The 26,363-nt window shown below is 66.0% G+C and carries 15 protein-coding genes; 11 read left to right on the forward strand and 4 right to left on the reverse strand.

All coding sequences use genetic code 11. The features are described 5' to 3' along the window. Positions 1–110: 110 nt before the first annotated feature. From GF399_11580 to GF399_11595, 4 genes are all read right to left on the reverse strand, one after another. Positions 111–776: a hypothetical protein gene (locus GF399_11580; protein MBD3400952.1), complete on the reverse strand. Its 666-nt coding sequence runs from the start codon at positions 774–776 to the stop codon at positions 111–113. A gap of 200 nt (positions 777–976) precedes the next feature. Continuing rightward, a complete protein-coding gene (locus GF399_11585; GenBank protein ID MBD3400953.1) occupies positions 977–4,927 on the reverse strand; it encodes a tetratricopeptide repeat protein in 3,951 nt (1,316 codons plus the stop codon). A gap of 33 nt (positions 4,928–4,960) precedes the next feature. Beyond that, entirely contained in the window at positions 4,961–7,771 is a 2,811-nt protein-coding gene (locus tag GF399_11590) for a tetratricopeptide repeat protein (protein ID MBD3400954.1), read from the reverse strand. Positions 7,772–8,584: 813 nt separating this feature from the next. Further along, positions 8,585–9,595: a hypothetical protein gene (locus tag GF399_11595; protein MBD3400955.1), complete on the reverse strand. Its 1,011-nt coding sequence runs from the start codon at positions 9,593–9,595 to the stop codon at positions 8,585–8,587. Positions 9,596–10,223: 628 nt separating this feature from the next. Between GF399_11595 and GF399_11600 the strand changes: the two genes are divergently transcribed. The 11 genes from GF399_11600 to GF399_11650 all read left to right on the forward strand — a co-directional run bounded on the left by GF399_11600 (position 10,224) and on the right by GF399_11650 (position 26,354). Then, positions 10,224–12,638 (forward strand): M28 family peptidase, encoded by a 2,415-nt coding sequence (locus GF399_11600; GenBank protein MBD3400956.1) that lies wholly within the window; start codon positions 10,224–10,226, stop codon positions 12,636–12,638. Then, on the forward strand, positions 12,638–13,192 hold the full coding sequence (locus GF399_11605; GenBank protein MBD3400957.1) for a hypothetical protein: 555 nt from the start codon (positions 12,638–12,640) through the stop codon (positions 13,190–13,192). The genes GF399_11600 and GF399_11605 overlap by 1 nt, the downstream gene beginning before the upstream one ends. Positions 13,193–13,350: 158 nt before the next feature. Next, positions 13,351–14,700 carry a glucose-6-phosphate isomerase gene (locus GF399_11610; GenBank protein ID MBD3400958.1) on the forward strand — a complete coding sequence of 450 codons (1,350 nt, stop codon included), beginning with the start codon at positions 13,351–13,353 and terminating at the stop codon, positions 14,698–14,700. Further along, positions 14,570–15,541 (forward strand): glycosyltransferase, encoded by a 972-nt coding sequence (locus tag GF399_11615; protein MBD3400959.1) that lies wholly within the window; start codon positions 14,570–14,572, stop codon positions 15,539–15,541. The genes GF399_11610 and GF399_11615 overlap by 131 nt, the downstream gene beginning before the upstream one ends. 506 nt (positions 15,542–16,047) lie before the next feature. Next, positions 16,048–20,163 carry a hypothetical protein gene (locus GF399_11620; protein ID MBD3400960.1) on the forward strand — a complete coding sequence of 1,372 codons (4,116 nt, stop codon included), beginning with the start codon at positions 16,048–16,050 and terminating at the stop codon, positions 20,161–20,163. A 76-nt stretch (positions 20,164–20,239) separates the two neighbouring features. Further along, complete coding sequence (locus GF399_11625) at positions 20,240–21,178, forward strand: hypothetical protein (protein ID MBD3400961.1); 939 nt, start codon at positions 20,240–20,242, stop codon at positions 21,176–21,178. Positions 21,179–21,321: 143 nt separating this feature from the next. Further along, positions 21,322–22,344, forward strand: coding sequence for a PorV/PorQ family protein (locus GF399_11630; GenBank protein ID MBD3400962.1), 1,023 nt, complete (start codon positions 21,322–21,324; stop codon positions 22,342–22,344). A gap of 417 nt (positions 22,345–22,761) precedes the next feature. Further along, positions 22,762–23,037, forward strand: coding sequence for a zinc ribbon domain-containing protein (locus GF399_11635; GenBank protein MBD3400963.1), 276 nt, complete (start codon positions 22,762–22,764; stop codon positions 23,035–23,037). A 35-nt stretch (positions 23,038–23,072) separates the two neighbouring features. After that, on the forward strand, positions 23,073–24,404 hold the full coding sequence (locus GF399_11640) for a hypothetical protein (protein MBD3400964.1): 1,332 nt from the start codon (positions 23,073–23,075) through the stop codon (positions 24,402–24,404). Between the two features lie 4 nt (positions 24,405–24,408). Continuing rightward, positions 24,409–26,007, forward strand: coding sequence for a hypothetical protein (locus GF399_11645; GenBank protein ID MBD3400965.1), 1,599 nt, complete (start codon positions 24,409–24,411; stop codon positions 26,005–26,007). Continuing rightward, positions 26,004–26,354 (forward strand): hypothetical protein, encoded by a 351-nt coding sequence (locus tag GF399_11650; GenBank protein MBD3400966.1) that lies wholly within the window; start codon positions 26,004–26,006, stop codon positions 26,352–26,354. Before GF399_11645 ends, GF399_11650 begins: the two co-directional genes overlap by 4 nt. Positions 26,355–26,363 lie beyond the last annotated feature (9 nt).

The raw sequence follows: 26,363 nt of genomic DNA on the forward strand, positions 1-26,363 counted from the left end.
CAGGGATCCCGGACGGGCCGCTATAGACGTTGACGCACGTCGACCGCGTCTACAGAATAGTACATTTTGCCTGCGGCGACAAGTATACCCGTCGTCCGTCGGACGCTCTTTCAGCAACCGCCGCTGTCGGTGATCACCGTGGTGGGGACCTCGGCGCCGTCCTCGCCGACGAGGCGGTACTCGGCGTGGAACAGCAGGCCGTAGCTGTTGGGGTCGTCCTCGAGGTCGTTGCGGGCCCAGACGGCGAAGACGTTGTCGCCGACTTCGAGATACTCGGTGACGTCGTGGGGTCCGGAGACCTCCATCCAGTCCTCGTCCTCGCCCATCTCGTCCCGGGCGATCTCGTTGCCGTTGACGTAGAAGATGAAGTCGTCGTTGGCGGTCAGCCAGACGTAGATCTTTTCCTGGCGTTCTTCCTCGTTGAGCAGGCGCCGCGGCAGGCCGAAACGGCGGCGGAAGTAGACCTCGGCGGACCGGCCGCCCCAGATCCACTCGGCCTCGGGGTTGGGCCAGCCCATGACCTGCGAGTAGGCCGCGGCGGTGCCGTCCTCGAAGAAGCCGCCGTCGGCCAGGGTCCAGCTTTCGTCGTCAAAGCCGGGACGGGTCCATTCCAGGCTCTCGCTCTGCGGTTTGGAGCTGACGATCCAGGCCTTGGCCAGTTGCTGTTGCTCTTCGTAGGTCAGCTCACCCTGAGCCAGGGTGTGGAAGACGAAGGGCCCGACCAGGGCCAGGGCCAGGACGGCGAGGATCAGTCTGGAGAAGCGCTTGAGGGGCATGGTCGGGTGCTCCGGAGGGGTGGTGTCGCGGGGTTATCTGGCTGCGGTTGACGCGGGCTCGGACCTCGCCGGATCGCGAGCGCCGGGGTGTTTGGGAGCCCTCGTCGTTTGGACAACGAATGCCCCGGGCCGCTGTGTATTCCGGCGGCACTGCTACCGATACAGGGGACGAGAAGCTGCGTCGGCGCGAAAGACAGGGGTTAACTTTCACCGTCCTCGCCGTCGACGGGTGGCTCTTCCCCGCCTTCGTCGGTTTCGTCGGTTTCGCCGGTCTCGTCAGCGGTGTCACCGCCGGTGTCTTCGTCGGTTTCGCCGGTCTCGCCGGTCTCGTCAGTGGTGTCACCGCCGGTGTCATCACCGGTTTCGCCGGTCTCGCCGGTCTCGCCAGCGGCGTCACCGCCGGTGTCATCACCGGTTTCGCCGGTCTCGCCGGTCTCGCCGGTCTCGCCAGCGGCGTCACCGCCGGTGTCATCACCGGTTTCGCCGGTCTCGCCGGTTTCGCCGGTCTCGTCAGCGGTGTCACCGCCGGTGTCTAGCGGCTCGTCTTCGGTCAGTTCCAGGGTCTGGGAGTAGATCTCGACATCGTCGAGTTCCCAGATGCTGGCGCCCATGTCGTTGATACCCACCTTGGTCCCGATCGGCTGGTAGGCCATGTACTTGCTGGGCACCAGGTCGACCAGGCGCTCCTTGGACTTCTCGACCCATTCGTTGACGACGCCGGTTTTCTCGGCCTGGGCGATGATTTTCTCGTAGGTGTCGACGGCCTGGGAGCGGCCGGTCTGTTCGGCCTGCTGCTGAATCTGCATCATGATGGTGTCCACGGCGGCCAGGTAGGCTTCGAACATGTAGGGATCGGTTTCGGCCAGGGCGTTGATCTCCTCCATGTCGAAGGACATCTGGGCCGCGGTGAGGTAATAGTTCTCGTAGACCTGACCGCGCATGTAGGCGGCGCCCATGCTGACCTCGGGGTCCGTCGAGCGGGTGGCCCGGGCAAAGATCTCGGCCAACTCATCGCGCAAGGCGTTCTTCCGGGCGAAGTCCTGCAACAGGGGGTTTTCCTTCTGTTGGGACATCAACTCCAGGTCGCGCATGGTGCCCTGGAGACGCAGGTCCTTGTAATCCTCGTCGAAGATGATTTGGCCGAACCTGAAGTAGGCCTTGGAGGGGATGTTGGGGTCGATGGTGACGTCGGGCTTCTCGTTGTACTCTTCGAACTTGTTGACCGTCTTGAGCAGCAGCTCCTTGCCGGCTTCGATCTGGCCCAGCTCGAGCATCGCCGTGGCGGCGCGGTAATAGGAGTCGACCAGCTCGTTGGGTTCGGCGGTGTCCTCGTAGGTCTCGGCGTACTGGGTGAAGACGCGGGCCGAGTTCTCCCAGTCCTCCATGTTCTCGTAGCACAGGCCGGCCCGGTAGAGGGCGAAAGGCTCCTTGGGGGTGTCGGTGACCTCGTTGGAGAGCACCTCTTCGAAGGTGCGGGCCGCCTTGTCCCATTCCTCCATGTTGTAGTAGCACAACGCCTCGGTATAGATGACGGCGTCGATATCCTCGTGATTGGGGAAGTTTTCGACGGTCTCGGCGCAGGCCTCGGCGGCCTTAGGGTAATCCTTGAGCACGTCGTAGTAGATGCTGACGGCGCGGCCGAAGGCGGTGAAAGAGACGTCGGGGTTGGTGGCGAAGTTGTCCCGGGCCACCTGGAGGTAGCCCTCGGCGGACTTCTCGAACTCGGCGCGCTGTTCCGGCGGGATCTCCGTGCCCTCGACCTCTTCGTAGACGGGCTCGTTGATCTCCTGGCTGATCAGCTCGGCGTTGGCGGCGTTGGAGAGGCACGTCTGCTCGAGCGTGGAGCCGGACTCGGCGTACTGAGCCGCCTTGCGGAACCATTCGGCGGACTTGCGGAAATAGTGCTGGGCGTACCAGCTCTCGGCGATCTTGGCGGCCACCTTGGAGCGGGTGATGGAACCCTCTTCCTCGGAGTAGTTGGGCACGTCGGGCAGGTCGAGGATGCTCTGGTAGGCCTCGCGACCGCCGTCGTAGCAGTCGTAGGCCATCATGAAGCGGGCCTCCCAGTTGAGCAGCTCGGCGGGATCGAAGAAGACCTCGCCCTTGGTCACCCCGTTGGGGTAGCGCTGGCCGAACTCCCGGGCGGCGAAGATGTATTTCTTGACGATCTCGGGCAGGGCCTCGTGGGGGCTGGCGGCGGGGATCTTCTGGCGCTTCTGCTCGTTGGTGAGCTCGTCCATGTTCTCGGCGACCTTGTCAGCCGTATCGAGCTCCATGCGCTCCCGCGCCGGGACGAGGTAGTTGCCGGCGGCGTTCCAGAGGCTGTCCTGGTTGAAATCGGTCTTCTCGTAGAGGAAGGCGGTGCGGATGAAGTTGTCCCCGGCCTTGATCCGTTCCTCGGGTCCCTGCTCGTAGGCCACGGCGAGGAAGAAGGTGGCCTCGTATGCGTGCTCCTCGAGGGGGTAGTTCTCCAGGTAGCGTTCGAAGGTTTCGATGATCTGGGTCCAGTACTGCTGGCGCTGGGCCTCGGGCGTGCCCTCCCGGGTGGCCTTGCCGAACAGGTAGGCGCCGACGTTGTAGAGGTTCTGGGCCAGCACGGCGCGGGCGTTGGCCATGGCCTCTGGGTTGTCTTTATTGGCCTCGTACCAGACCGAGCCCTCGCGATAGCGCTCAACCAGACGGGAGCGGGCCTCGTTCTGCAGGTCCTTGATCCGCTCCTGCTCCTGCTCGACCCAGGCCTTCTCGGCGTCGGTTTCACCGGAGCCGCCGATGGAGTTGTACCAGCGCTCGTAGTCGTCGATGATCGCCGCGTAGACCTTGACGGCGTCGGGGGAGTTGGCGTAAACGTCGCAGTAATATTCGCGCAGGGCGATGGTCTGGGGAAACCAGCTGTTCTCGGTGTAGAGCTGGATCGATTTCTTGATGATTTCCGGGGTGTAGTTGCGTCCGAGGAGGTCGTTGCCCTCGAGATAGTTACCCAGGGCCTCGGGTCCGGTGAACCAGACGGAGCCCTCGACGGTGTCGTAATTGAAGAGCTGGCGCTCCTCGTCGCCCTCGCGGATCATCGCCGGCATCAGGCTGGTGGCGATCAGATCATAGGCCTCGATTTGGTACTTCTCCACCTGGGTCGTGTTTTCCGGATCCTCGGCCAGCATGGTCTCGCAGAGGTCGAGCAGCTCGACCAGGTGGTCGAGGGAGCGGGGGAAGTCCTTGAGCAGGTAGTAGTTCCAAGCCTTGCGGTACACGGCCCGGGTGTAGATCTGCGGATACTGCTCCTCATCCTCCGGGACGATCCGATTGAGGTACTCGATGGATTTATACTTGTTTTCCTCGCCGCCGAGGTTGTAGTAGTACTGGCCGATACGCAGGGCGCACTCCGGTTCGAACTTGGAGTCGGGGAACTTATCCACCAGCTCGAGATAGCTGCGGAAGGCGGCCTCGTTGTGGCTCTCGATGTTCTGGTAGTCGACGCCGGCCAGTTCGGTCTGCACGGCGCCCATGTTGTAGATCGCCTGATCGTAGTACTTGGTGGGATACTGCTCGGCGCCCTCGGGCAGACGGGAGTTCTTGAACTCGACCTCATTGTAGTAGCCGACCAGGGTCTGGTAATACTTGTAGGATTTGGTCAGCAGGTGGACGTAGACGCTGTCCACGTTGCTCAGGCCGCCGTTCTCGCCGTCGGCGGCGGTCTGGGTCTTATAGTGGTCGACGACCTCCTGGCGGTACTCCTCGTCCCGGGTCATGTCCTCGTTCATCTGGAAATACAGCTCGCCGAGATCGTAGTAGACTTCCTCGATGTAGGGGTGGGTGCTGTCGCCTTCGACAGCGTCCTCCAGCCGCTGTTGCTCCTCGTAGTCGGCGACGATCTGCTCCAGGTTCTCGATGGCCTCCCAGCGCTTGTCGTAGATCTGGGGGTTGAGTTCCTCCCGGGTCTCCTGGTAGCTCTCGGCCAGTTCCTCGCGCTGAGCGGCCAGGGATTCGAGGGTTTCCTTCTCGATTTCGCTCAGGCCCTCGGCGTCTTCGATGGCGATATCGTCGGCCTCGCCCTCGAAGCAACCGCCGAGGGTCAAAACCATTAAACCCAGGGCTGTCAAGCCCAGGGCTCTCAGCGTAGGTTTGGTGACATTCATCAGAGCCTCGCTTGGAACCATGCCGGGAATCGGGGCGCTGGTCGCGGCCTGGAATCACTCATCCGGGGTCTCCTCCTCACCGTTGGCGGGATCGGAGGGTTCGTCGTCGGCGTCATCCGGCGCCTCCGGCTCGTCCGGGGCGGCTTCATCGGCGCTGTCTACTTCGTCGGTGGTTTCGCCGGCGCCGGCTTCTTCGTCGGCGGCCTCGGAGTCGCCGGTGTCGGCGGAGTCGGTGGCGCTTTCATCTTCGTTGACGTTCTCCTCGCCGGCCTCCGTCTCGGCATCGCCGTCGGCGGCCTCGGCTTCACCGTCGGAGTCTTCGCCGGTATCTTGAGCTTCTGCAGCATCTTCTGCATCTGCGGAATCCCCATCGGTGTCTTCCGCGGTGTCTCCTTCGCCGTCGGTGCCTTCCTCACCCGTCTCGCCGTCGATGACGCCGTTCTCCAGTTCACCCTCTCCCAGGCCGCTGGCGCCGTCGGCGCCCGGATCCACGGCGGGCTCGAACATACGGATGTGGGCGGTGTTGAGGTCTTCGATCTGCCCGCGGCGCTCCTCGACGAGCAACTCGTACTCGGTCAGGCCGGCCTCGCGCGCTTCGGCGATCTCGCGCTGCTCGGCCAGCTCGCGCAGCTCCTGCTCGCGATCAGCCAGTAGTTCGGTCTGCTCGCTAAAGGTGTCGGCGGCCTCACCGCGCTGCTCCTTCATGTCCTGCATGTGAGCGAAGGAGGTGTAGGCGCGGAAGAACTCGGCGTCTTCGGTGATGTCGCGGCCGATGATGTCGCGACCGGAGATCAGGTTCTGCAGCTCGACGACGGCGTTCTTGAGGTCCTCGGCGTCCCGGGCGGCCTGGTCCAGCTCATCGCGGAACAGGACGTCGCCGCCGGAGTCGCGGATTGACTGGATCTCGTGGATGATCAACGAGTTGATGTACTCGAACTCGGCGTTGACATTCTCGACGAGCTCCTGGTAGCGCGGGTGGGCCATCATCAGCTCGCGGTCGATGGTGTAGCCGTCGACGACGGACTCGAAGGTCTCCGCGGCGTCCGCATACTCGCCCAGGCGCAACTGGCAGTAACCGATCAGGATGTAGGCGTCCGGGGCCATCTCCGTCTCCGGCATCCGCCGCAGCAGCCCCTTCATCATCGCGATGACCTCTTCGAGGTCGTCGTCGTTGCCGTTGCGCACCAGCAGGTAGGCCTTGCCCACCTGGGCGTCGTCCCAGTTCTCGATATCGTTGTAGTCGATGAGTTCGTATTCGCTCCAGGCCTCGTCGAAGCGTTCCAGGCGCTGGTAGAGGTAGGCCAGGATGATGTGGGCCCGGCCCTTGAGGCGCTCGGAGGCCTCGGTGGTCGGGGCGTCGGCCATGCGCTGGAAGGAATCGACGGCGTCGAGGAGCAGGTTCTGCTTGACCTGGCACAGACCGGCCAGGTAGGCGGCGTAGATGGCGTACTCGCCGGTGGGGCTGATCTCGGAGACGACCTGGACCGCCATGTCGTACTTGAGCATCCGGTAGTAGCTCATGCCGACGACGTAGCGGCTGGAGTCGTTGAGTTCGTCGTAGTCCATCACCTCGGAGAAGCGGCTGCCCTGCTCGCTTTCGAGCTGCTGGTAGCGCTCGCGGCTGGTGAAGCCCTGACGGACCGACAGCTCGGTGTAGTACTTCTCGGCCTCGCTGAAGAAGTCCGAGCGGTAGCTCATGTGCTCGAGAATGTTCAGCGAGTACAGGGCCCACAGACTCTGGGGGTGGTCCTTTTTGCAGCGGATGAAGGCCCGCTGGGCGCCCTGGAAGTCCTCCTCCTCGTAGAGGCTGTCGCCCCAGCGGTAGAGGATCTCGGGCAGGGAAGACGAGGTCGGGTAGCGCTCGACGATGAATTGGAGCTTCTCGGCGGCGATGATGTAATTCTTGTCCAGGTAGAACTCCATCGCCTCCTCGAAGTAGAGCTGGGACAGCTCCTCGAGGCGGGAGAGGGCGGCGCCGAGCTGGCTGTAATCCGGGTACTTGTTGCGGATGACGTCGTAGCGCTCGCGGGCGGCTTCGCGCTCGCCGAGGTGGAAGTAGCACTCCCCGGCGTAGAAGACTGCCTCGGGCGCTTCGGTGTAACGATCGTAGGGTTTCTCCAGCAGGGCCAGGAACTGGCCGAGGGCGGCGCGGTACTCCTTGTCGTCGAATTCCTCGAAGGCCCGGTGTCGGACGATCCAAACCATCCGCTGCAGGGATTCGCGGTAGACGCGGTCGGTCTGGTTGGGGTAGTCGTCGACGATCCGGCCGTAGTAGTTGCCGGCCTCGTCGTAGTCGCCGCGGGCGTAGTGACACTCGCCCAGCCTGTAGTAGGCGTCGAAGCGCTTGTTGAAGCCGGGAAAGTCTTCCAGCAGGCGTTCGAGGACGTCGACGGCCTCGCCGTAATCCTCCAGCTTGAACAGGGAATCGCCCCAGATGAACAGCACCGTGTCCAGCTTGGAGAAGTCCGGATAGTAGTTGTCGATGAACTCGATTTCCTCGACGGCCTCGCCGTAGCGTCGTTTGGCGTCGGAGAGGTAGCCTTCGGCCTGGGAGGTTTCGTCGCGCTTGAGGGCCCGGGTGTACTTGTCGTAATAGTACTCGCCCAGGTTGTACTTGTCCATGGCGGCGATGAAGTCGCGCTGGGCCATGGCCTCGAGCTGGGCGCGGTCGCCCTCGCGTTGGTAGCGGCGGATCAGGTCGACCTTGTCGACGTCGGCGCCGGCCAGGTATTCGATCCTATCTTGGGCGTCGCCCTCGCCGTCCGTGTCGGCGCCTTGCAGCTCCTCGAGGGTCTCGATGTCCTCCTGGGCCGCGACGGCCAGGGCCAGGGGGATGAGCAGCAGGGCTGTAACCAATCGTTTCATCGTTATCCGTTTGGCCGGGCCGACGGCGCCGTTCCGGGTCGTCGGTCGTCCTCGATGGGGTGTCACCCGGTTGGTGCTGGTGGTTCGCCACTAGAACTACGGAACCGCGGTTCGGCACTGTGTCGTGTTCCGGGGTCGCTGGCCGGTCGGGAAGGGTGGCGTCATCCGTTATCCAGCGGCGCCGCGATCGGATCGAGCCGTCGAGCCGACTTGTCGATATGCGGTTCGTTCAGCGTTTTGTACGGTTCCAGTTAGCGGTTCTGCGTGAATGAAACGCGCTAATCGACGCCGGGTCTCGGCACGGCTTCGGCCGCCGCATTCCCCAGGTCTCAGCATTCCCCAGGTCTCAGCATTCCCCAGGTCTCAGCAATCCCCAGGTCTCAGCAATCCCCAGGTCTCAGCAATCCCCAGGCCGCCGCGTTGTCAGGTCTCCGTGTTGTCTTCCCTCGACAAGCGGCCCTCGACAAACAGCACAACCTCGGTCGGCTCGCACGACGATCCTGATGTACGTCGTTTTTCGCGCCGTCCGCGGTTTCGGCGACTCCCGCGTCGGCGATTCTCGTAAGGATTCGCTTTCCGGGAATAGCTCTTCCAGAATCGGTTGTTTTATCTTCCTAGCGTCCTACTGCTGTAGTATTAACAGCTAACTTCCTTCGACGCAAGTCTTGGCTGCATTTCTTTGGCGGGATATCTTATGGGTGGAGTGGTGAGGTTGGTAATCAACTTGGGTAATGATTGAATGATGACGGCCGGGCTTTCGCCGGGTCGGGTTGCGCCGGATCCGGCCTTACATTACGGCACGGCCGCTCGGGCCTACTCTTCGCCGCCGTCCTCGTTCTCGTCGGCGATGCGCTGGCGCAGCTCGGCCAGCCGGTCCTGGATCTCGCGCCGCCGGATCTGGATCTCACGCAGGCGGTCCTCGCCTTCCTGGATACGGGAGTCGATCAATTCCAGTTTCTTGACCTCGGTGTCGGTGACGAAGGGGCCGAACTCGACGCCGAAGTGGACGCCCAGACCGACCTGGTCGTATTCGTCGATTACTCCGCCGCTGAGCTGCAGAACCTCCTCGTCGGAGTAGAACAGCATCTCCAGCTTGTCGATGGAGATGCCGATCTCCATGCCCCACCAGGGCAGCTCGTAGAGGACGCCGAAGTTGAGGTCGCGTCCGGTGACCTCGAGGGCCATGGAGAGGAAGTAGAAGGGCCGGTACTCGAGGGCGCCGAAGACGCCCTGCCAGGTCTCCGAACCGGTGTAGGTGCTGGTGTAGAGCCCCTGAAACATCCCGGTTCCCAATCCCAGATGGCCTGTCAAGGGGATCTCCAGGGCCGGGTAGAAATCCTTGCTGAAGATGACGTAACCGCTGAACTGCTCGTACCATTCACGCTCGTAGTTCGGGGGCATATAGCGGCTGGCCCCACCGGGTTCGCCCGGGGTGCCGAAGGAGCTGACCTCGACGTCGCCGCCGATATTGCGCACCCCGACGGCCACGGCCGGGAAGCGCGGCGTCTCGTTGATGAAGCGCAGCTCGGCCGAGCCGACGTAGGCCGAGGTGTCGAAGTCGTAGGCGGCGAAGGTCAGCTCGAGGCCCAGGCCCCAGAACTCCAGCCCGCCGCTCAGGGAGACGTCGTAGTAATCGGTGATGTCGGGATCGGTGGGCTGCATACCCAGGAAGAAGCTGCCCGAGTAATTGAGGCGGATGGCGGTGTGTTCGATGGTGTAGGCGTCGGGGATCGTCATCAAGCCGGGATTGATGTAGGGCCCGGCGGCGGCGGGAGCCACCGCCAGCAGGACGAGCAGGACGCTGAGTGCGGTTCTGGGTTTCATTGAAGTAAAAACGACCCCGTTGGGTGAGCGCCCGTCGTCGCGGTGCGCGGCCGCGTCCCGGGGTGGGGGCGGCGGCTCGTTTTTGCGTCCCGGAATGCGCTGTAAGGTGCGGGTATGCTCCGGCGTCCCGGTGCTCAGCACACCGCGGTGCGGGTCGGTCATTCTGCGGCGGGTCGGATTCCCTGCTGTGCGGGCGGCCCGTTGACTGGCCATTTACGTGGACTCCAGGGTTTGGTCGGTCGCCCCTCAACGTCCGGCTAACCCTTCAGTCTAACAGCAGTTTATACTTAAATTACTGGTCTGTCAAGGCGTATCGGGCCGTCGACGACGGTCGGATGCCTTTTCACCGCACATCTGCGGGCCTCCCTCCCGGGAGGTTTTACGGCAACGTCTGGAATCGACGACCCTTTCCCGGCACCGTCGTCGGGCGGCGACCGCTCCTTAGGTGCCCGTCGCAAGGGTTGGCCGCCTTGACAGGTACTCGATGGAGCCCTATACTGCTGATTGAGTGTCACCCTGCGACCGGCGGCAAACGTCGAGTCCCGACTCGGCTTGTCGGCGGGCGATACACTGTGTGCCGGCCGGACGGCGGAGTTCGTCGGGGCGCCGGCCATGTTTGGAGCGAGCCTTGAAAAACAGAGCCTTGCCGAACCAGGTCCTGATAATCGTGGCGCTGGTTCTGTCGACGGCCCCCGCCGGGGCCGGTTACCTCTTGTCGGCCGATCCGGCGGCCGTCGAGGCGACCGGCGACGCCTCCTGGTTGGGGAGCTACGCCGGTCGGGAACTCTACCGCACCAGCGATCCCGTCGGGACTCTGGGCGAGCTGCCCGTCGACCTGACCGAGGTCTACCTGGCCGTCGCCCCGGAGCCCGGTCTGAGCCCCGAACGCGGCGTCGTCCACGCCCGCCTCGATCAGCGGGCCGTGGTCTGCAGCCTGGAGCCCGTCGAGCTGGCCGAGCTGGCGAGGCGGGGCTGGCGCCTGCGGGCCCTGCGGCCGCTGCTGCGGGCGCCCGCGCAGCCGACGATCCAGCCCCGGCCCGGTGCTTACGACGACTACGTCGACCTGGTGGAGGTCGATACGCTCGACGGTTTCGTCTACGAGTTGACCGAGTTCGCAACCCGTTACACCTACAGCGCTCCGGTCAAAGACGCCCGGGACTACCTGGTCGATCGGCTCGAGGGCTGGGGTTGCTCGGTCGAGGTCGAGAGCTGGCTGGGCGAGCCGGCGGTCAGTCTGGACGTCGACGGCCAGGCCGTCATCCTGGGCACGCGGATGAGCTACGCCTTCTACTCGACCGACGGCGGGGCGACCTTCTCCACCTACCTGCCCCCCGAGGGCAACCTCGACGCGCCGGTTGACTGCGCGGCTTTCGCTCCCGGAACCTTTCACTACGCCGCCGGGAGCGCCTACCACCGCAGCGGCGACGGCGGCGCCACCTGGACGGACCTGGATCTGTCCGGCCTCTTCGAGGAGGGCGAGGTCGCACGGACCCTGACCTTCGCCGACGAGGAGCGCGGCTACCTGGCGGGTTCCGCGGGCACGGTGCTGACCACCACGGACGGCGGCGCGAGCTGGAGCGCCGTCACGCCCGTCGATGCCTCGATTTACGACTCCCGGGCCGCCGCCGACGACCCCGACCTCGTCGTCCTCGTCGGTGCCTACGAGACGATCCTGCGCTCCACGGACGGCGGCGCGAGCTGGTCGGAAATCGACACCGACGGCTCCGCCACCCTGCAGGGCGTGGACTTCAACGCCGACGGCGTCGGCGTGGCCGTCGGGCTGGGACGGATCCTGCGCACCGACGACGGCGGCGCGAGCTGGAGCGCCGTCACGGCCCCCGGCGTCGGTCCCGGGACGGGGCTCAACGACGTCGTCTTCCACGGCACGGGCAAGGTCTCCATCCTCGGCGATCTGGGCACGCTCTACCACAGCCTGGACGACGGCCTCAACTGGGAGCGCCGCGAGCTGTCTACGGCCGGCTCGCTCAAATGCGCGGCCTACGACGGCGGCGCTCTCTGGCTGGCCGGCCAGGACGGCCCCCTGCTCTCCACGGACGGCGGCTCGACCTTCAGCGACCTCCACGGACGCCTGGACGACGGCTGCGAGGTCGTCTGGCAGAACGTCATCGCCGAGCGCCCCGGGAGCGTCGACCCCGAGTGGCTGGTCTACCTGACCGCCCACTACGACAGCATCAGCACCGATTCCGATCCCTACGTCCTGGCCCCCGGGGCCAACGACAACGGCAGCGGCGTCGCCGCCCTGCTCGAAGCCGCCCGGGTCACCGCCGGGGTCGAGACCGAGCGCACCCTGCGCTGGGGCTTGTTCACCGGCGAGGAGCTGGGCCTGCGCGGCAGCTCCTACCACGTCAACAACGTCGTCCGGGCGGGCGATCCCGTCGCCGGCGTCCTCAACGTCGATATGGTCGTCTGGAGCGACCCCGCCGACGAGCAAGAGGACCTGGACCTGATCCACGACGAAGCCAGCACCTGGCTGGCCGGGCTGCTGCAGCGGGCCTGCGACGACTACGGCGCCGGGATGCCCGGCACCCTGTTCATCGACCAGGAGTTCTACCGTTCCGACCACGCCCCCTTCTGGATCGTCGGCTACCAGGCCCTGCTGGCCATCGAAGACAAGCACGTCCCCTACCCTTACTACCACACCAGCCGGGACGACTACGAGACCATTCAGGGCTGCTTCGGACTGACCCGCCAGGTCACCCGGGCCGTCGTCGCCGCGGCGTTGAGCCTGGCCGGCGGCACGGGCGGCTGGCTCGGCGACCTGGAAACGGCCTACGCCTACCCCAACCCCTACCGTCCCACCGAGCACGATCACCTGCGCTTCGTCGGCCTGAGGCCGGGCTGCGAGGTGACACTCTACGATCTGAGCGGCGCCGAGGTCTACACGGCGACGGCGACGGGCACCTGGCTGGACTGGGACGGCGCCAACACCGGCGGCCGCGAGGTCGCCCCCGGCGTCTACCTCTACGTCCTGCGCGCTCCCGCCGGCGACGTCGTCCGGGGCAAGCTGACCCTGATCCGCTGATGAAACAACTCGCGACGACAGCCCTGGTTCTGGCGACAACGTTGCTGCCGGCGGGCTGCGGCGAGGAGCCGGCCGGCCAGGCCGTGACCATGCCTCCCGCTCCCGCCGACGCCGCCGGCACCAGCCGGGTCCTGCTGGAAGCCGACGAGTTGCTGGGCGAGGCGCTGAGTGATTTCCAGGCCAACAATTTCGGCCTGGCCCTGGACAAGGTCCGCCGGGCCCGGGAGCTGCTAGAACCCGCCGCGCGCATCGAGCTGCCGCTGATCTGCGTGGCCCAGCACGTCTACGTCGCCGACGCCCACCTGCGCTTCGGCGGCGATCCCGGCGAAGCCAAGCGCCGGCTCGAACAGGCCCGGGACCTGCTCAAGGAGTGCATAATAGACGCCGCACCCGCGGAGAAGGAGCTTCACGGCGCCTTTCTCGAACGCCTGATCGCCGTCATCGAGGACGCCGACGTCGACATCCCGGACAAACTCGCCCAACTGGAGACCCTGCAGCGCGATCTGGCCGAGGCTGTCGTCGCCGCGGAACGACCCCCCGTCGGGGAGCACTGAGTCGAGAAACACTGAAAGGAGGCCGACAAGCAGCGGAACGATCCGTGGAACGCTCACAACCGCGACGCCGAGACCGGCCGCCGATGCCGGCGACGGCTCGGCGCAATGCAGACCATACCGCCCGTACCGGGGCGAATTGAATAGGAGAATGATCAAAGATGCTCGGGATCAAACTCGACCTGGCCCCCACGGACGCCCGCCTGATCGGCGACGCCGGCCTGGACTTCGTTCAATCCAAGGAATGGAACTCCCCCCGGCAAGAGCTGCTGAGCGCCCTGACCGATCCGGCGCCGGGATACACTTCACTGCCCGATCAACAAGTCGACGGCCTGCTGGAGTTCGCCGCCGCCGTCAGCAGTGACCTCGACGACGTTCTCGTTCTGGGTATCGGCGGCTCGGGTCTGGGGGCGCGGATGCTCAACTGCGCCTTCATCGAACCGGCTCCCCGCCGGCCGACTTATCCCCGGCTCCACGTCGTCGACAACGTCGACCCCCGCCGACTCTACCACCTGCTGGCCGCCCTGGACCCTCAGCACACCCTCGTCGTCGTGGTGACCAAATCCGGCTCGACGGCGGAGACGATGGCCAACTACGCCGTGGTCCGCGGTTGGCTGGAAGCGCTGCTCGGCGACGACTGCGCCGCCCACTTGGCGGTGGTGACCGATCCGGACAACGGCGATCTGCGCTCCATCGCCGAGAGCGAGGACCTGGCGAGTTTCGCCGTGCCGCCCGACGTCGGCGGACGCTTCAGTGTGCTCAGCCCGGTGGGCCTGCTGCCGGCGGCCCTGACCGGCCTGGACGTCGAGGGCCTGCTGCGCGGCGCCGCGGTCATGCGGCGCCGGACCCTGGAGCCGGACTGGCGCGGCAACCCCGCCCTGGCCCTGGCCCTCTGTTTGCACGCCCATCACCGCGCAGGACGGCGGATCGTCAGTGTGATGCCCTACGCCGACGGTCTGCGCGACTTCGCCCTGTGGTTTGGCCAGCTGTGGGCCGAGAGCCTGGGCAAGCGCGCCGACTACGGTCCGACGCCCCAGGCCGCCCTCGGCGCCACCGATCAGCACTCGCAGATCCAGCTCTACACCCAGGGCCCGGCGGACAAGGTCGTCTGGCTGCTCGAGGTCGCCGAACACAACGTCGAGGTCGAGGTGCCCGACAAGCGCTACGGCTACGCCGCCCTCGACTACCTCGCCGGCACCGGACTGGGCGAGCTGCTGGCCGCCGAGCGCCGCGGCACCACCCTGGGCCTGGTCAAGGCGGGAACCCCGTCCTTTGTTCTGACGTTACCCAAATTGGAGGAGCCCGAGCTGGGCGCCCTGATCTACCTCTGCGAAGCAGCCACCAGCCTGACCGGCCGCCTGGCCGAACTCGACGCCTACAATCAACCAGGCGTCGAGGAGGGCAAGAAGGCGACCTACGCCCTGCTCGGCCGGCCGGGCTACGAAGAGCGCCGCCGCGAGGACGCCGAACTCGAAGCCAACTTCGCCGAGGATCTGGTCAGCCTTGCCTGAGCAACCCCGGGTCAGCGTCGTCGTCGTCAGCTACAACACCCGCGCCGACCTGCGCCGTTGCCTGGACCACCTGGAACGCTCCCGGGAGCCCGTCGAGATCATCGTCGTCGACAACGCCTCCCGCGACGGCTCCGCCGCCGAGGCCCGCCGGCACGGGGTGCGGCTGTTCCCCAGCCCGGTCAACCAGGGCTTCGCCGCCGCCAACAACCTGGGGGCGCGCCGGGCCCGCGGTCGCCTGTTGCTGCTGCTCAACCCCGACGCCTTCGTCGAACCGGACAGCATCGGCCGCCTGGCCGACCTGTTGGACTCCCGGCCCGACCTGGCCGGTACGGCGCCGCGCCTGGTCGGCCTGGACGGCCAAACCCAGCGCACCTGCCGCCGCCTGCCCACCGTGCGCGACGCCCTGTGCGAGCTGACCGGGCTGTCCCGGATCTTCCCGGGGAGCGCCTTCTTCAACCGCTGGAAGATGGGCGGGTTCGACCACGACGAAACCCGAGAGGTCGAACAGGTCTTCGCCTCCTGCTGGCTGCTGCGCCGCGCCGACTTCCTGCGCCTCGGCGGCTTCGACACCCGCTTTCCCATCTTCTTCAACGATGTTGACCTGGCCCGACGCCTGGGCGAGGCCGTCGGACCGACCCTCTACGAACCGTCGATCGCCGTGACCCACATCGGCGGTTCCAGTGTCCGCCGGGTCCGCGCCCGCAGCGTACTCAACAGCCACCGCGCCTTCTACCGCTATCTGGCCAAGTACGGCCGCTCCTTCGCACCCCTGCGCTGGCTGACCGGCCTGCTGTTGGCCCTGACAGCGCCGCTGCGCGTGCTGGCCGCCGACCTGAGCTGAGACGACACGCCGGATGACCACGGCGACGACCGCAAAACCCCCGCCGCAGACCTTGGCAGACAAGGAAGCGCCACCCGCCCCCGCCCCGGAACTGGCACGGTTTTTGCAACGGCGGGAACCGTAGTCCGTTCGAGCGGTTGCGCTATCGCAAAAACCGTGCCAGTTCCGGGGCCGACGTGCCGGAACCGTTGGAAACGTACAGCGCCGTTCTCCGAAGGTCTGCGGCGGCGGACGGCTGGCTGTTCACTGGATTAGACGAACCCGCCCGGACCCCGAGCCGCAGCAGTAGACGGAGGTCTACCAACGTGACCAGGCTAGCGCTCATCCTGATACTTCTCCCGGTCGCTGTTTGCCTCGCCGCGCCGACGAGTCTGTCGGGCTCGCCGCCGACGGAGCTGGACGACGTTCACGGCGGGGATTCGGCCGCCGGAACGGCGGCGTCGACGGCGCCCGTGTCTGTCTCTCCCCGGACGACCCCAAAAGGCCCCGCCGTACCCGTGGTTCATTTGGTCTCTTGCGATGCCGACGGCGCCGTGCTCAGCGTCGAGTTCCCCGAGGCCCGTCTCGTGGAACGTTTGGTCGAGGGACGGACTTACACGGAGGTCGTCGTTCCGGGCGCTCCGGCGGTGTCGCTGGAGGGCGAGCCCTTGCTGCCGCTTTTCAACACCCGGCTTTGGGTGCCGCCGGGGGCCGAGCTGCGGGTATCGGCGACGGGTTCCGACGCCTACGGCCGTACCGTCGAAAACCCCCTGCCCGCCCCCGAGCTTGAGATCGTCGAAGTCAACGGTCTGGAGCGGATCGAGGAACACTACGCTGCTACGGCGCGCACCGTCGCCGTCGAGTGGCCCCGGGCCGCCCTGGCGCGGACGGAGATCGTCCGCGGTTGGCGTTTGGCCCATCTCGAGTTGCGCCCCGTGGCTCTCGAGGGCTCCAGTCTGCGTGGTTACCGGCGCCTGCGCGTCGAGGTCGCCTTCGGAGCGTCGCCGGTGAACACACCGCTGGCCCGGGAGCTGGGCGACCACCCGGATCAGCTCGATCTGGCCGCCTCCCTGGCGCCCAATTTCGCCACGGCCCGGGAGCTGGGCTGGCGTCTGCAGAGGACAGCGGAGCCGCCGGCGCCCTTCGGTGTGGACGATCTACCGGGTCAACTGTACAAGGTCGTCGTCGTTGAAGACGGTCCCTACGTCCTGACCCGGGAGAGCCTCGCCGCCGCCGGTGTGGACGTTGACACCTTGGATCCCCGACGCATGGGACTCTACACCTCTTCGGGCCGGATGCTGGACGCCGACGACCTGTTCGACCGCGACCCCCTCTATCCCGTACCCGTCGAGGTCACCGGCTCCGCGGACGGCAGCCTCGACGAGGACGACGGCCTCTATTTCTGGGGGCGGGGCAGCTTCCACTGGGAGGTGCCCGACGCGCCGCCGACGGAATCCGCGACCGCCGCTCCGAGCGCGACGGGCGTCTTTGCCGATCAGCCCGGCGTACGCAACCACTACAGCGATTACGGTTACTATTGGTTGGTGTTGGATGAGGACGAGCCGCTGCGCTTCGCCGACCTCGACGCCGCCCCGGCCGGCGAGCCCGAGCTGACCCACCTCCAGGGCCGCCTGCATCACGAGGACGACGTCGAAAGCCTCAACCGCAGCAAGTACACCAGCGAGGGGATGGATTTCTATTGGGATCGTACCGTCCCCGAGCCGACGGGCTGGACCTTCGATATCAACCTGGTCGACTACACCCCGGCCGACACCACCTACATGGCCTACGGTGTCCACGGCAACGCCAAGAACTACGACTGCGAGTTCCAGATCTACTACGACGAGGACGTCACTCCCGAACGGCTGGTCGACTCCTTTCCCTTCGATGACGACGACCGCACCGTCTCACGCTGGTTCACCGTACCGGCGGACTATCCCACCTCGGGCAAAAACGAGCTGACCCTTTACGTCGACGACGGCGGTGATGATGACCTGAACCAGGTCTCCATCGACTCCCTCGAGGTGCTCTATCCCCGGGGATTGGAAGCCCGCAACGGCGCCTTCGAGGCCTGGGGCGGTTTCGAGCAGAGCGGTCGCCGCCGGTTGACGGTGACCGGGCTGACCTCGGACGACATCGCCGTCTGGGACCTGACGGCGGGAGAGCGGCTGACGAACTACGAACTCGAGGGTCCGAGCGGGTTGCGCGACGTGGTCTTCGCCTGGGAAGTCGAGCCGGACCGTCACCTGATCGTCTTCGATCGTCAGCGGGCCCGCGAGCCCCTGGACATCTATCCCGACGCCCCAGCCGAATTGGACGAATCCGTGGCCGCCGACTTGATCTATGTCAGCCATCCCGCTCTGGCCGCGGCCCTCGATCCCCTGGCCGACTACCACCGCAGCCGCGGCCTGCGCGTGGAGGTGGTCAACGTCGACGATATCTACGACGCCTACGCCGGGGGGCGGATGGATCCCGTGGCCATTCGCAACTACCTCAAGCACGCCTTCGCCGATCCGCTGGGCGATCCCCTGAGCTACGCCTGTCTGGTGGGCGACGGCAGCTACGATTACCGCGACAGCGAGGGCATCTACAACGGGCCGTTGTGGCGCGACTTCGGCGAGAATCTGATCCCGCCCCACTACCTCCACTACAGCACCTCCTTCGTTCCCAGCGATAATTTCTTCGCCGCCCTGAACGCCGGGACCACCGAGCCCCAGATCGCCCTGACCCGCCTGAGCGTCGTCGACGACACCGAGCTCGAGCGGATCGTCGAGCGCTGCCTGGGGTATCCCGAAGTGCCGGCCGGCCGCTGGCAGGTGCGCAATATCCTCGTCGCCGACAACTACGTCGATTACCAGAATCCAGAAGACGGCCGCGACGAGACCGGCAACTTCGACCGTTACGCCGAGGAGATCTGCAATTACTACAGCAGCTTCTCCATCGAGCCGACCAAGCTGTACATGACCCAGATGGGGATGGCCCGCACCGGCGAGGAGTTCTACTGCCAGTACTCCCTGGGCGCCCGCCGCAACGCCGTGCGCGAGCTGATCACCCGGGCCGTCCTCGACGACACCGGCTCCCTGTTCTACAATTACTTCGGCCACGGCGGCTGGCACACCTGGGCCGACGAGCTGACCCTGACCGAGCGCCCGCCGCTCTATCTCGACCGGGAGGCCTGGGCCAAACCGCAGCCCGCCGTCCTGGTGCAGTCCTCCTGCTCGGTGGCCGATTTCGATCGCAGCAAGAACACCAACGAATACCCGGAGAGCATCGCCGAGTATCTGATGCGGACCCGGGACGGCCTGTTGGCCGGGGTGGGCTCCACCCGGGTCACCGGCGGCGGAACCTGCCAGTCTTACCACGCGGCCTTCTACAACGCCGTCTACCACCCCGAGGCCCACCTGGACACACCGCGCCTGGGACTGCTGCACCAGAGCGCCCTGCTGACCTCGGGAAACATCGCCCTGCGCTTCAAGTGGGCCTTCCTCGGCGATCCGGCGACCGAGCTGCGCCGGCCCGTCGGCGGGATCACTCTCTACGATCCGGGGCTGACCAGCGTCGCCCGGGGCGAGGTCATCGAGATCACCGGGCGGATCGCCGACGCCTCTCTGGGTGTCGAGACCGTCGAGGTGGTGGCCTACGACCGACCGATGATGCCCTATTCCTTCGTCGAGTCCCCGGTCCGGCTGGTCCGCCCGGTCACCCGGGCGGTGGGCGCCGTCGACGGCAACGCCTTCACCGTCGAGCTGCCCGTTCCCTGGACCATCGACAACGATCTGAACCCGGAACCGATCCCCGACGACGCGCTCTACACCCTGGATATCCATGCCTACGCCCTGGCGGCCGACGGCCGGCGCCTGGTCGTCGATGAACCCTGGAACATCGGCGAGACGCCGACGCAACGGGAGTTCTCCCAGGCCACCCCCCGGCTGTACACCGAGATCCTGATCGAGGGCGCCGTCGAGCCTCCCGCGGACAACGGCGGACCGCAGATCGACTTCACCCTCAACGGCGGTTCGACGGCTTCCGGCGACCTGGTCTCCGGCGAGTTCGACCTCGAACTGACATTGAGCGATCCTCACGGCATCCTGACCGTGCGCGACGACGCCGGAATGCCGGGACCGGCCGGGGACATCGACCGGCCCATCGTCCTGACGGCCGACGCCGAGGGTCACAGCCTGCAGTTCGACCTGACCGACGATTACGCCACCGCGGCCGATGACTACACCCGGGGCGTGGTCTCCCGGACCATCGAGCTGCCTCCGGGACGCTACACTCTGAGCGCCCTGGCCTACGATCGCTTCGGTGAGCCGGGAACGGCCTCCTTCGAGCTGCGCGTCGAGGACGAGATGTCCCTGGAGCAGGTCCTGGTGGTTCCCAATCCGGCCCCCGGCCCGACGGCCTTCACCTTCGTCACCAGCCGGCGGCCCGACCGCGCCCGGATCCGTATTTACACCCCGGCGGGTCGTCTGGTGCGCACCATCGACGACATCGTCCCCGTCGCCGGCTTCAACGTCATCGAATGGGACGGCGACGACGACGGCGGTCGTCCCCTGGCCAACGGCGTCTACCTTTACCAACTCGAAGTCGGGCTCGACGAAACGGTCTGCGAGACCTACGAGAAGTTCATCATGCTGCGCTAGAGCCGGCCTGATCACCGAAGCGCATGAAGCGCAGCGGCCTCGACAAGCTACTGCCTCCGCAGTCAAGGAGGGGAAGTTGAAACGCGCCCTACCCGCGATCCTGGCCCTTCTGGCGATGCTGAATCCCGCCGCCGCCGGGGAGACCCTCTACGCCGGAGACTACCTCTCCCTGGGCTTCGGCGCCCGGCCGCTGGCCCTCGGCGGGGCCTACGGCGCCCTGGCCACGGACGCCGCCGCGGCGGCCTACAACCCCGCCGGGTTGGCCCGGGCCGGGAACTACGGCGGACTGTTCCTGCACTCCAGCCGCTTCGACGGCTTGGTGACCTACGACGCCCTGTCCGGCTTCTACGGCGCTGCCCCGGACCTGGGCGCCTTCGGCGCCGCCTGGGTACGCAGCGCCGTCGACGAGATCAAGCTGACCCGCTGGGACGATGACGGCCGCCCCGAGGTTTATGACGTCGTCGACACCGCCGCCGACGCCTTCATTCTGACCTACGCCCGGGCCCTGACCGACGGGCTGGCCGTCGGCGTCAACCTCAAGTACCTGCGTGACGACCTGGGCGCCGCCACGGCCGACGGTTTCGGTTTCGACCTGGGTGTGCTCTGGTGTCCCCTCGAGGGGCTCGGCCTGGGATTGACCGCCCACGACCCCTATACCTTCAAGGAGTGGTCCAACGGCACCACGGACACCTTCGATCCGCGGTTGCGTCTCGGGGCGGCCTACGGGATCGACATCGCCGAGATCGACAGCGTCGTCACCTTGACCGGCGACGCCGAGCTGATCCTGGCCGATTACGGCTCCAGCGCCCAGGTGGACCTCGACGGCGCCGGGTTGGACCTTCACGCCGGACTGGAGTTCGCCGTGGCCGGCGTCTTCGCCGCCCGAGCCGGGGTCGATCGCGGCAAGCTGACCCTGGGCGGCGGTGTCGGACTTTGGGGGATCAATCTCGATTACTGCTGGCTGTCCCACGAGCTGGGCGACACCCACCGGGTCAGCCTGCAGGCCCTGTTCTAGTTCCTACCGGTCCCCGTGGAGTCCGGTCACGCACCGCTGGAGTTGCCGATCCCGCGGCGGGAAACTAATCTCGCCCCGCCGCCGTATGCTTTAATCGGTATGTCTTTCACGCCCGCCCGGCGGGTCAACGGGAGCGATGAGCTATGCGCGCTACAGTTATTGTCTTGATGGCCCTGGTGTTGTTACCCGCGGCGGCCGCGGCCGACGCCGTCACCATCGCCGCCCCCTGGCTGGTGATGGACCCCGGCGCCCGGGCCGGCGGGATGGGCCGGGCCTTCACCGGCGTGGCCGACGACGTCTACGCCACCTACTTCAACCCCGGCGGACTGGGCCTGTTCACCGGCCGCCAGGTCGGGATGATGCATTCCGACCGCTCGATCGACGAGTACGACATGTACTACGAGTATCTGGGCGGAGCCTATAACTTTCCCGACCTGGGCACCTTCGGCCTCTCGGCCATTTACCATGACACCGGCGAGGTGCCGATCACCAAGGACGACCCCCAGCCGCTGGGCTATATGAGCATCTACTCCTTCTCCATCGGCGCCAGCTACGGCTATCCCCTGATCCCCGAGGTGTTGGGCCTGGGCGGTTCGGTCAAGTACGTCTACGAGCACCTGGCCGACGACGCCACCGCCGGGGCCGTGGCCGTCGACGCCGGTATCCTCTGGCGCACACCGCTGCCCAAGCTGTCGGTGGGCGCCGCGGTGATGAACCTCGGCATGGACCTGGATTACCAGGGCGGCAGCAGCGACGACGAGGAGGACGATCCCGAGGCCGAGCCCAGCCCCCTGCCGCGGATGCTCAAGCTCGGGCTGGCCTACGAGGTGCCCTTCCCCGAGAAGGTCGACCCCGACGATCCCTCCAAGGTCATCAAGCTCAACGAGCTGCGCTTCGCCTTCGATTACACCAAGTACCTGGTCGAGATGGAGGACGACTTCGCCACCGAGATCGGCGAGGGCATCCTCGGCGTCGGCGCCGAATACTGGTACGCCGGCATCGTCGGTCTGCGCGTCGGCTATTACTACGAGGAGGCCGCCAACCTCGAGGGCACCAGCTTCGGCGTCAGCCTGCGCTACGCCGGCTTCCAGTTCGATTTCGCCCAGGTGCCCGAGGGCGAGCTCTTCGGCATGAAAAACCGTTTCAGTCTGAGCTACGCCTGGTAACCGGCCCTCGACTCCGGGCGAAGGTGGGCCTTCTTGGGACGGGTCACTGACAAAGGTCTATGCCGACCTCGACTCCGGGCGGGATTGGGCCTTCCACCTTCTTCCATTTGCCCCCATCATCTCGACTCCCGGAGGATTCGACCTTGATGGGCGGGTTTGCAGGTCGAGCATTCGACTCCGGGCGCGCGGCGGGGAGATCCCGGCCGCCGACCGCCCGTCGTCACGGTTGCGGGAGGGTCCCCCGGGACCCTCTTTGGAGCCTGGCGGTTTGGAGCCTGGCGGTTTGGAGCCGGCGGTTTGACACTCCGCGGAGCGTCGCGTATACTTCGCAACTCGAAGGGAGCCGCCGCGGGGCGAACGCTCCCCGCTGCTTTCAGCCCCTCGACCGACGACCACCCGATCGCAACCCGACAACTCATGCCGACCTACCGTTTTCGCTGTCAAGCCTGCGGCGAGGTGTTCGAGCGTTTCCTGGCCATCAGTGCGCCCGATCCGGAAACCTGCCCCGCCTGTGAGACCCCGGGGACCGTCAAGCGCCTGCCCCTGGCGGGCAGCGGTTTGATCTTCAAAGGCTCCGGTTTCTACATCACCGACAATCGTCCCGCCGACTACGAGCGGGCCGCAAAGAAAGAAAACGGTGCCGACGCCGACGGAGCCGGGGAAAGCACCCCGGCCCAAACCGCCGACGATTGAGCCGGCCATCACCCGTTACAGAGGTGTTTCCAGCGATGAGAAAAACCCACTGCACGTTCCTGCTCCTGACGGCCCTGACCCTGTTGACGGCGGGCTGCGCCAACGACGGCGGAGAAAGCGTCGCCGAGGTGGGCGACGCCGTCGTCACCGTTGACGACGTCAGCGCGACCATCGGTTCACTCGGTCAGCAGGGACAGCGGATGGCGTCCTCCGCCGAGGGACGCCGCCAGCTCATCGAACGGGCGATCAGCGACGAGTTGATCTACCAGGCCGCCCTCGGCGAGGGCATCGACGAGTTGCCCGAGGTCGAGGACCGCATCGAGCAGGCCGTGCGCAACATCGTCATCGGCTACTACCTGCAGACGGCCTTCGCCGACATGGGCTTCACCGCGGATGAGATCGAGGGCTACTACAACACCCACCAGGAAGAGTTCCAGCGCCCGGCCCAGGCCCACATCCGCCACCTGCAGCTCGAGAGCGCCGCCGACGCCGCCCGGGCCTTCGAGCGGCTCGAGGCCGGCGAGAGCTTCGGCGAGGTGGCCGAGTCCTTCGGCATCGATCCCCGCACGACCCAGCAACTGGTGCTGAGCTCGGAAGCCTCGGGCGCCCCGCCGCGGCTGGTCGAAGCCGTTTTCGCCGCCGAGGCCGGCGCGTTGATCGGCCCCCTGGAGCTGGAGGACGGTTATCACCTGGTCAAGGTCCTCGAGCTGCGCTCCGGCGAGCCGCTGCTGCTGGAGGAGGCGCGACAGCAGGTCATCGAATCCCTGCTGGTCTCCGAAGAGGACGCCCGGCACTACTACGAGGAGAACCGGGAGCGCTTCGACCGCCCCGAGGCGGCTGAACTGCGTTTCATGATCGTCGCTGAACGGGAGCGGGCCGAGGAGCTGTCCGCCGAGTTGGCCGCCGGCGCCGACTTCGCCGAGCTGGCCGCCGCCGAGAGTATCGATCCCGTCTACGGACCCCGCGGCGGACTGGTGGAGCGGTTCTACAAAGGCTCCCAGCTCAGCGGTTTCCAGCAGTCCCCCGATCTGGACACCTTCACCGAGACCGTTTTCTCCCTGGAGCCCGGCGGGACGGCCGGCCCCGTCGAACTGGACCGGGGTTGGCTGATCGTCCGGGTCGAGGAACGTTTCCCCGCCGAGCAGAGCAGCTACGACGAGGTCCGCTCCCGGGTCAGGGAGATGCTGTTGCAGGAAAGGTTGATGGAACGTGAAGAGAGCTTCCTCGCCGAACTCGAAGGCGAGGTGGGCATCGATAAGAACCAGGAACTCATCGATCGCTGGATCGAGACCGGCGAATTCTACGAAACCGCAACCACCCCCCCGGGGGCAGACCAAGCATCCCCGGCGGACGCGGAGGTGAACTGAACCGATGAAGATTGATCGGCGTCTTATCGTACTCGGCATCCTGATCAGTGTTACGGCGTCGTTCGCGCAGAGCGAGGCCGCCGAGGAACCCGTAGTCGTCATCGACGATAACCCGATGACGCTGGAGGAGTTCTGGGAGAAGGTCGATCAGCTCCCGATGCAGTACCAGTCGATGATGGAGGAGAACGAGGCCCGGCGCTCCTTCCTCGATCAATTGATCCAGGAGCGGACCCTCTATCTGGCCGCCCTGGAGGAGGACTACCCCGAGGATGAGGAGATCCGCCAGGCCCTGGAGGACGCCCGGATCCGCACCCTGGCCTCCTACTACTACCAGCGCAACGTAGGCTCGTTCCACGGCTACTCCGACGAGGAGCTGCGCGAGTACTACGAGGAGAATCCCGACTACTTTTTGACTGAAGCCCAGGTGCGGATGCGTCATATCCTGCTCGAGAACGAGGCCCAGGCTCGCGAGGCCCGGCGGGTGCTCGTCGAGGGCGAGGCCTCCTTTGCCGATCTGGCCAAGGATATCTCCATCGACGCCAAGACCCGTCGACTGGGCGGGATGATCGGCCTGGTCAGCGAACGATCCACCATCCCCCAGCTCGGGCGCGTTCCCGAGCTGCAGGAAGTCATCTTCGACATGCCCGTCGGCGAGGTTTCCGAGCCCATCCAGAGCGATATGGGCTGGCACCTGGTGCTGATCGAGGAAAAGATCCCGGCTCAGTTGATGGAATTCGAACGCATCAAACAGAAGGTCGCCGACTACATGCTGGTCGACGAGGAGCGGGCCCGCGAGTATTACGAGGAGCACCGCGACGAGTACATGACCGAGCCCCAGGTCGACGCCCGGCTGGTTTTCTGCATTGAGGAAGACGATATCGATGCCGCCTACGCCGCCCTGGAGAGCGGGATGGCCCCCGCCGCCGTCGTCGAGGAATACTCCGACGACGAGAAAACCAAGGAGGATGAGGGCCGGCTCGGTTTCGTCAAGGAGACCACCCCGGTGAGCATTTTGGGTCGCGACTCCCGCGAGGTGCTGCGTACCGCCTTCACCGAGCTGGAGGACGGCGAGTACTCCGAGCCGATCCAGACCACCGAAGGTTGGGCCGTCATCATCCGCGAGGGCCATCGTGAGCCCCGGCTCAAGAGCTTCGAGGAGGTCGTCAGCACGGTGCGCGGCGCCGCCGTCAATGAGGCCCGGCAGGAACTGCAGCAGAATTTCTTCGACGAGCTGCTGGAACGCTACGATGTCACGGTCTACGAGGAGACGCTTTTCCGCGAGCGTCCGCCCCGGGAATCCGCCGCCGAGCTGTACGATAAGGCCGAGGTGGCGCCGCCGCCCACGGCGATCAGTCTTTACCGGGACATCATCGAGTACTACCCCGAGTCCGACGAGGCCCCCAAGGCCCAGTTCATGATCGGTTTCCTCTACTCGGACAAGCTCAAGAACTACGACGAGGCCGAGGGAGCCTTCCGGATCTATCTGGAGAACTGGCCCGACGGCGAGTTCGCCGATGACGCCGAGTACATGCTCGAGCACATGCGCGACGAGGAGATCGATATCTCCGCTTCCGAGGACGCCGACGACGAGGAGAGTGAATGATGGCCGCCGTCGAGGAAGAAGAACTGCGCGAAGTGGAACCCGAGTACCGGCGGCTGACGCCGCGGATCGAGGGGCTCACTGACTACTACGCGCTGTCCCTGGACCGGATGCTCGAGGACTCCAGCGACCGCGATCGCTACAAGTTGGTCATCGAGGCCGCCAAGAAGGCTCGGGAGATCAACGCCGCCCGGATCTATTACAACCTCTCCAGTCCTTTCAAGCCCACCAAGGTGGCCCTCAACGAGGTCCAGTTCGATCGGGTCTTCGAGAGCCGCAGCCCCCGCGACATGGTGGTCGAGGAAGAGGCCGAGGGGGACGCTCAGGAGGTCCAGGAGGTTGATGACTAGCCCGGGACT

The organism is Candidatus Coatesbacteria bacterium (assembly GCA_014728225.1).
Taxonomy (GTDB): Bacteria; RBG-13-66-14; RBG-13-66-14; order RBG-13-66-14; family RBG-13-66-14; genus WJLX01.

Coding starts and splice junctions, on each gene's coding strand:
- GF399_11640 (MBD3400964.1), top strand. CDS start 23,073: ATGAGAAAAACCCACTGCACGTTCCTGCTCCTGACGGCCCTGACCCTG.
- GF399_11610 (MBD3400958.1), top strand. CDS start 13,351: ATGCTCGGGATCAAACTCGACCTGGCCCCCACGGACGCCCGCCTGATC.
- GF399_11605 (MBD3400957.1), top strand. CDS start 12,638: ATGAAACAACTCGCGACGACAGCCCTGGTTCTGGCGACAACGTTGCTG.
- GF399_11580 (MBD3400952.1), bottom strand. CDS start 776: ATGCCCCTCAAGCGCTTCTCCAGACTGATCCTCGCCGTCCTGGCCCTG.
- GF399_11645 (MBD3400965.1), top strand. CDS start 24,409: ATGAAGATTGATCGGCGTCTTATCGTACTCGGCATCCTGATCAGTGTT.
- GF399_11585 (MBD3400953.1), bottom strand. CDS start 4,927: ATGGTTCCAAGCGAGGCTCTGATGAATGTCACCAAACCTACGCTGAGA.
- GF399_11635 (MBD3400963.1), top strand. CDS start 22,762: ATGCCGACCTACCGTTTTCGCTGTCAAGCCTGCGGCGAGGTGTTCGAG.
- GF399_11590 (MBD3400954.1), bottom strand. CDS start 7,771: ATGAAACGATTGGTTACAGCCCTGCTGCTCATCCCCCTGGCCCTGGCC.
- GF399_11630 (MBD3400962.1), top strand. CDS start 21,322: ATGCGCGCTACAGTTATTGTCTTGATGGCCCTGGTGTTGTTACCCGCG.
- GF399_11650 (MBD3400966.1), top strand. CDS start 26,004: ATGATGGCCGCCGTCGAGGAAGAAGAACTGCGCGAAGTGGAACCCGAG.
- GF399_11595 (MBD3400955.1), bottom strand. CDS start 9,595: ATGAAACCCAGAACCGCACTCAGCGTCCTGCTCGTCCTGCTGGCGGTG.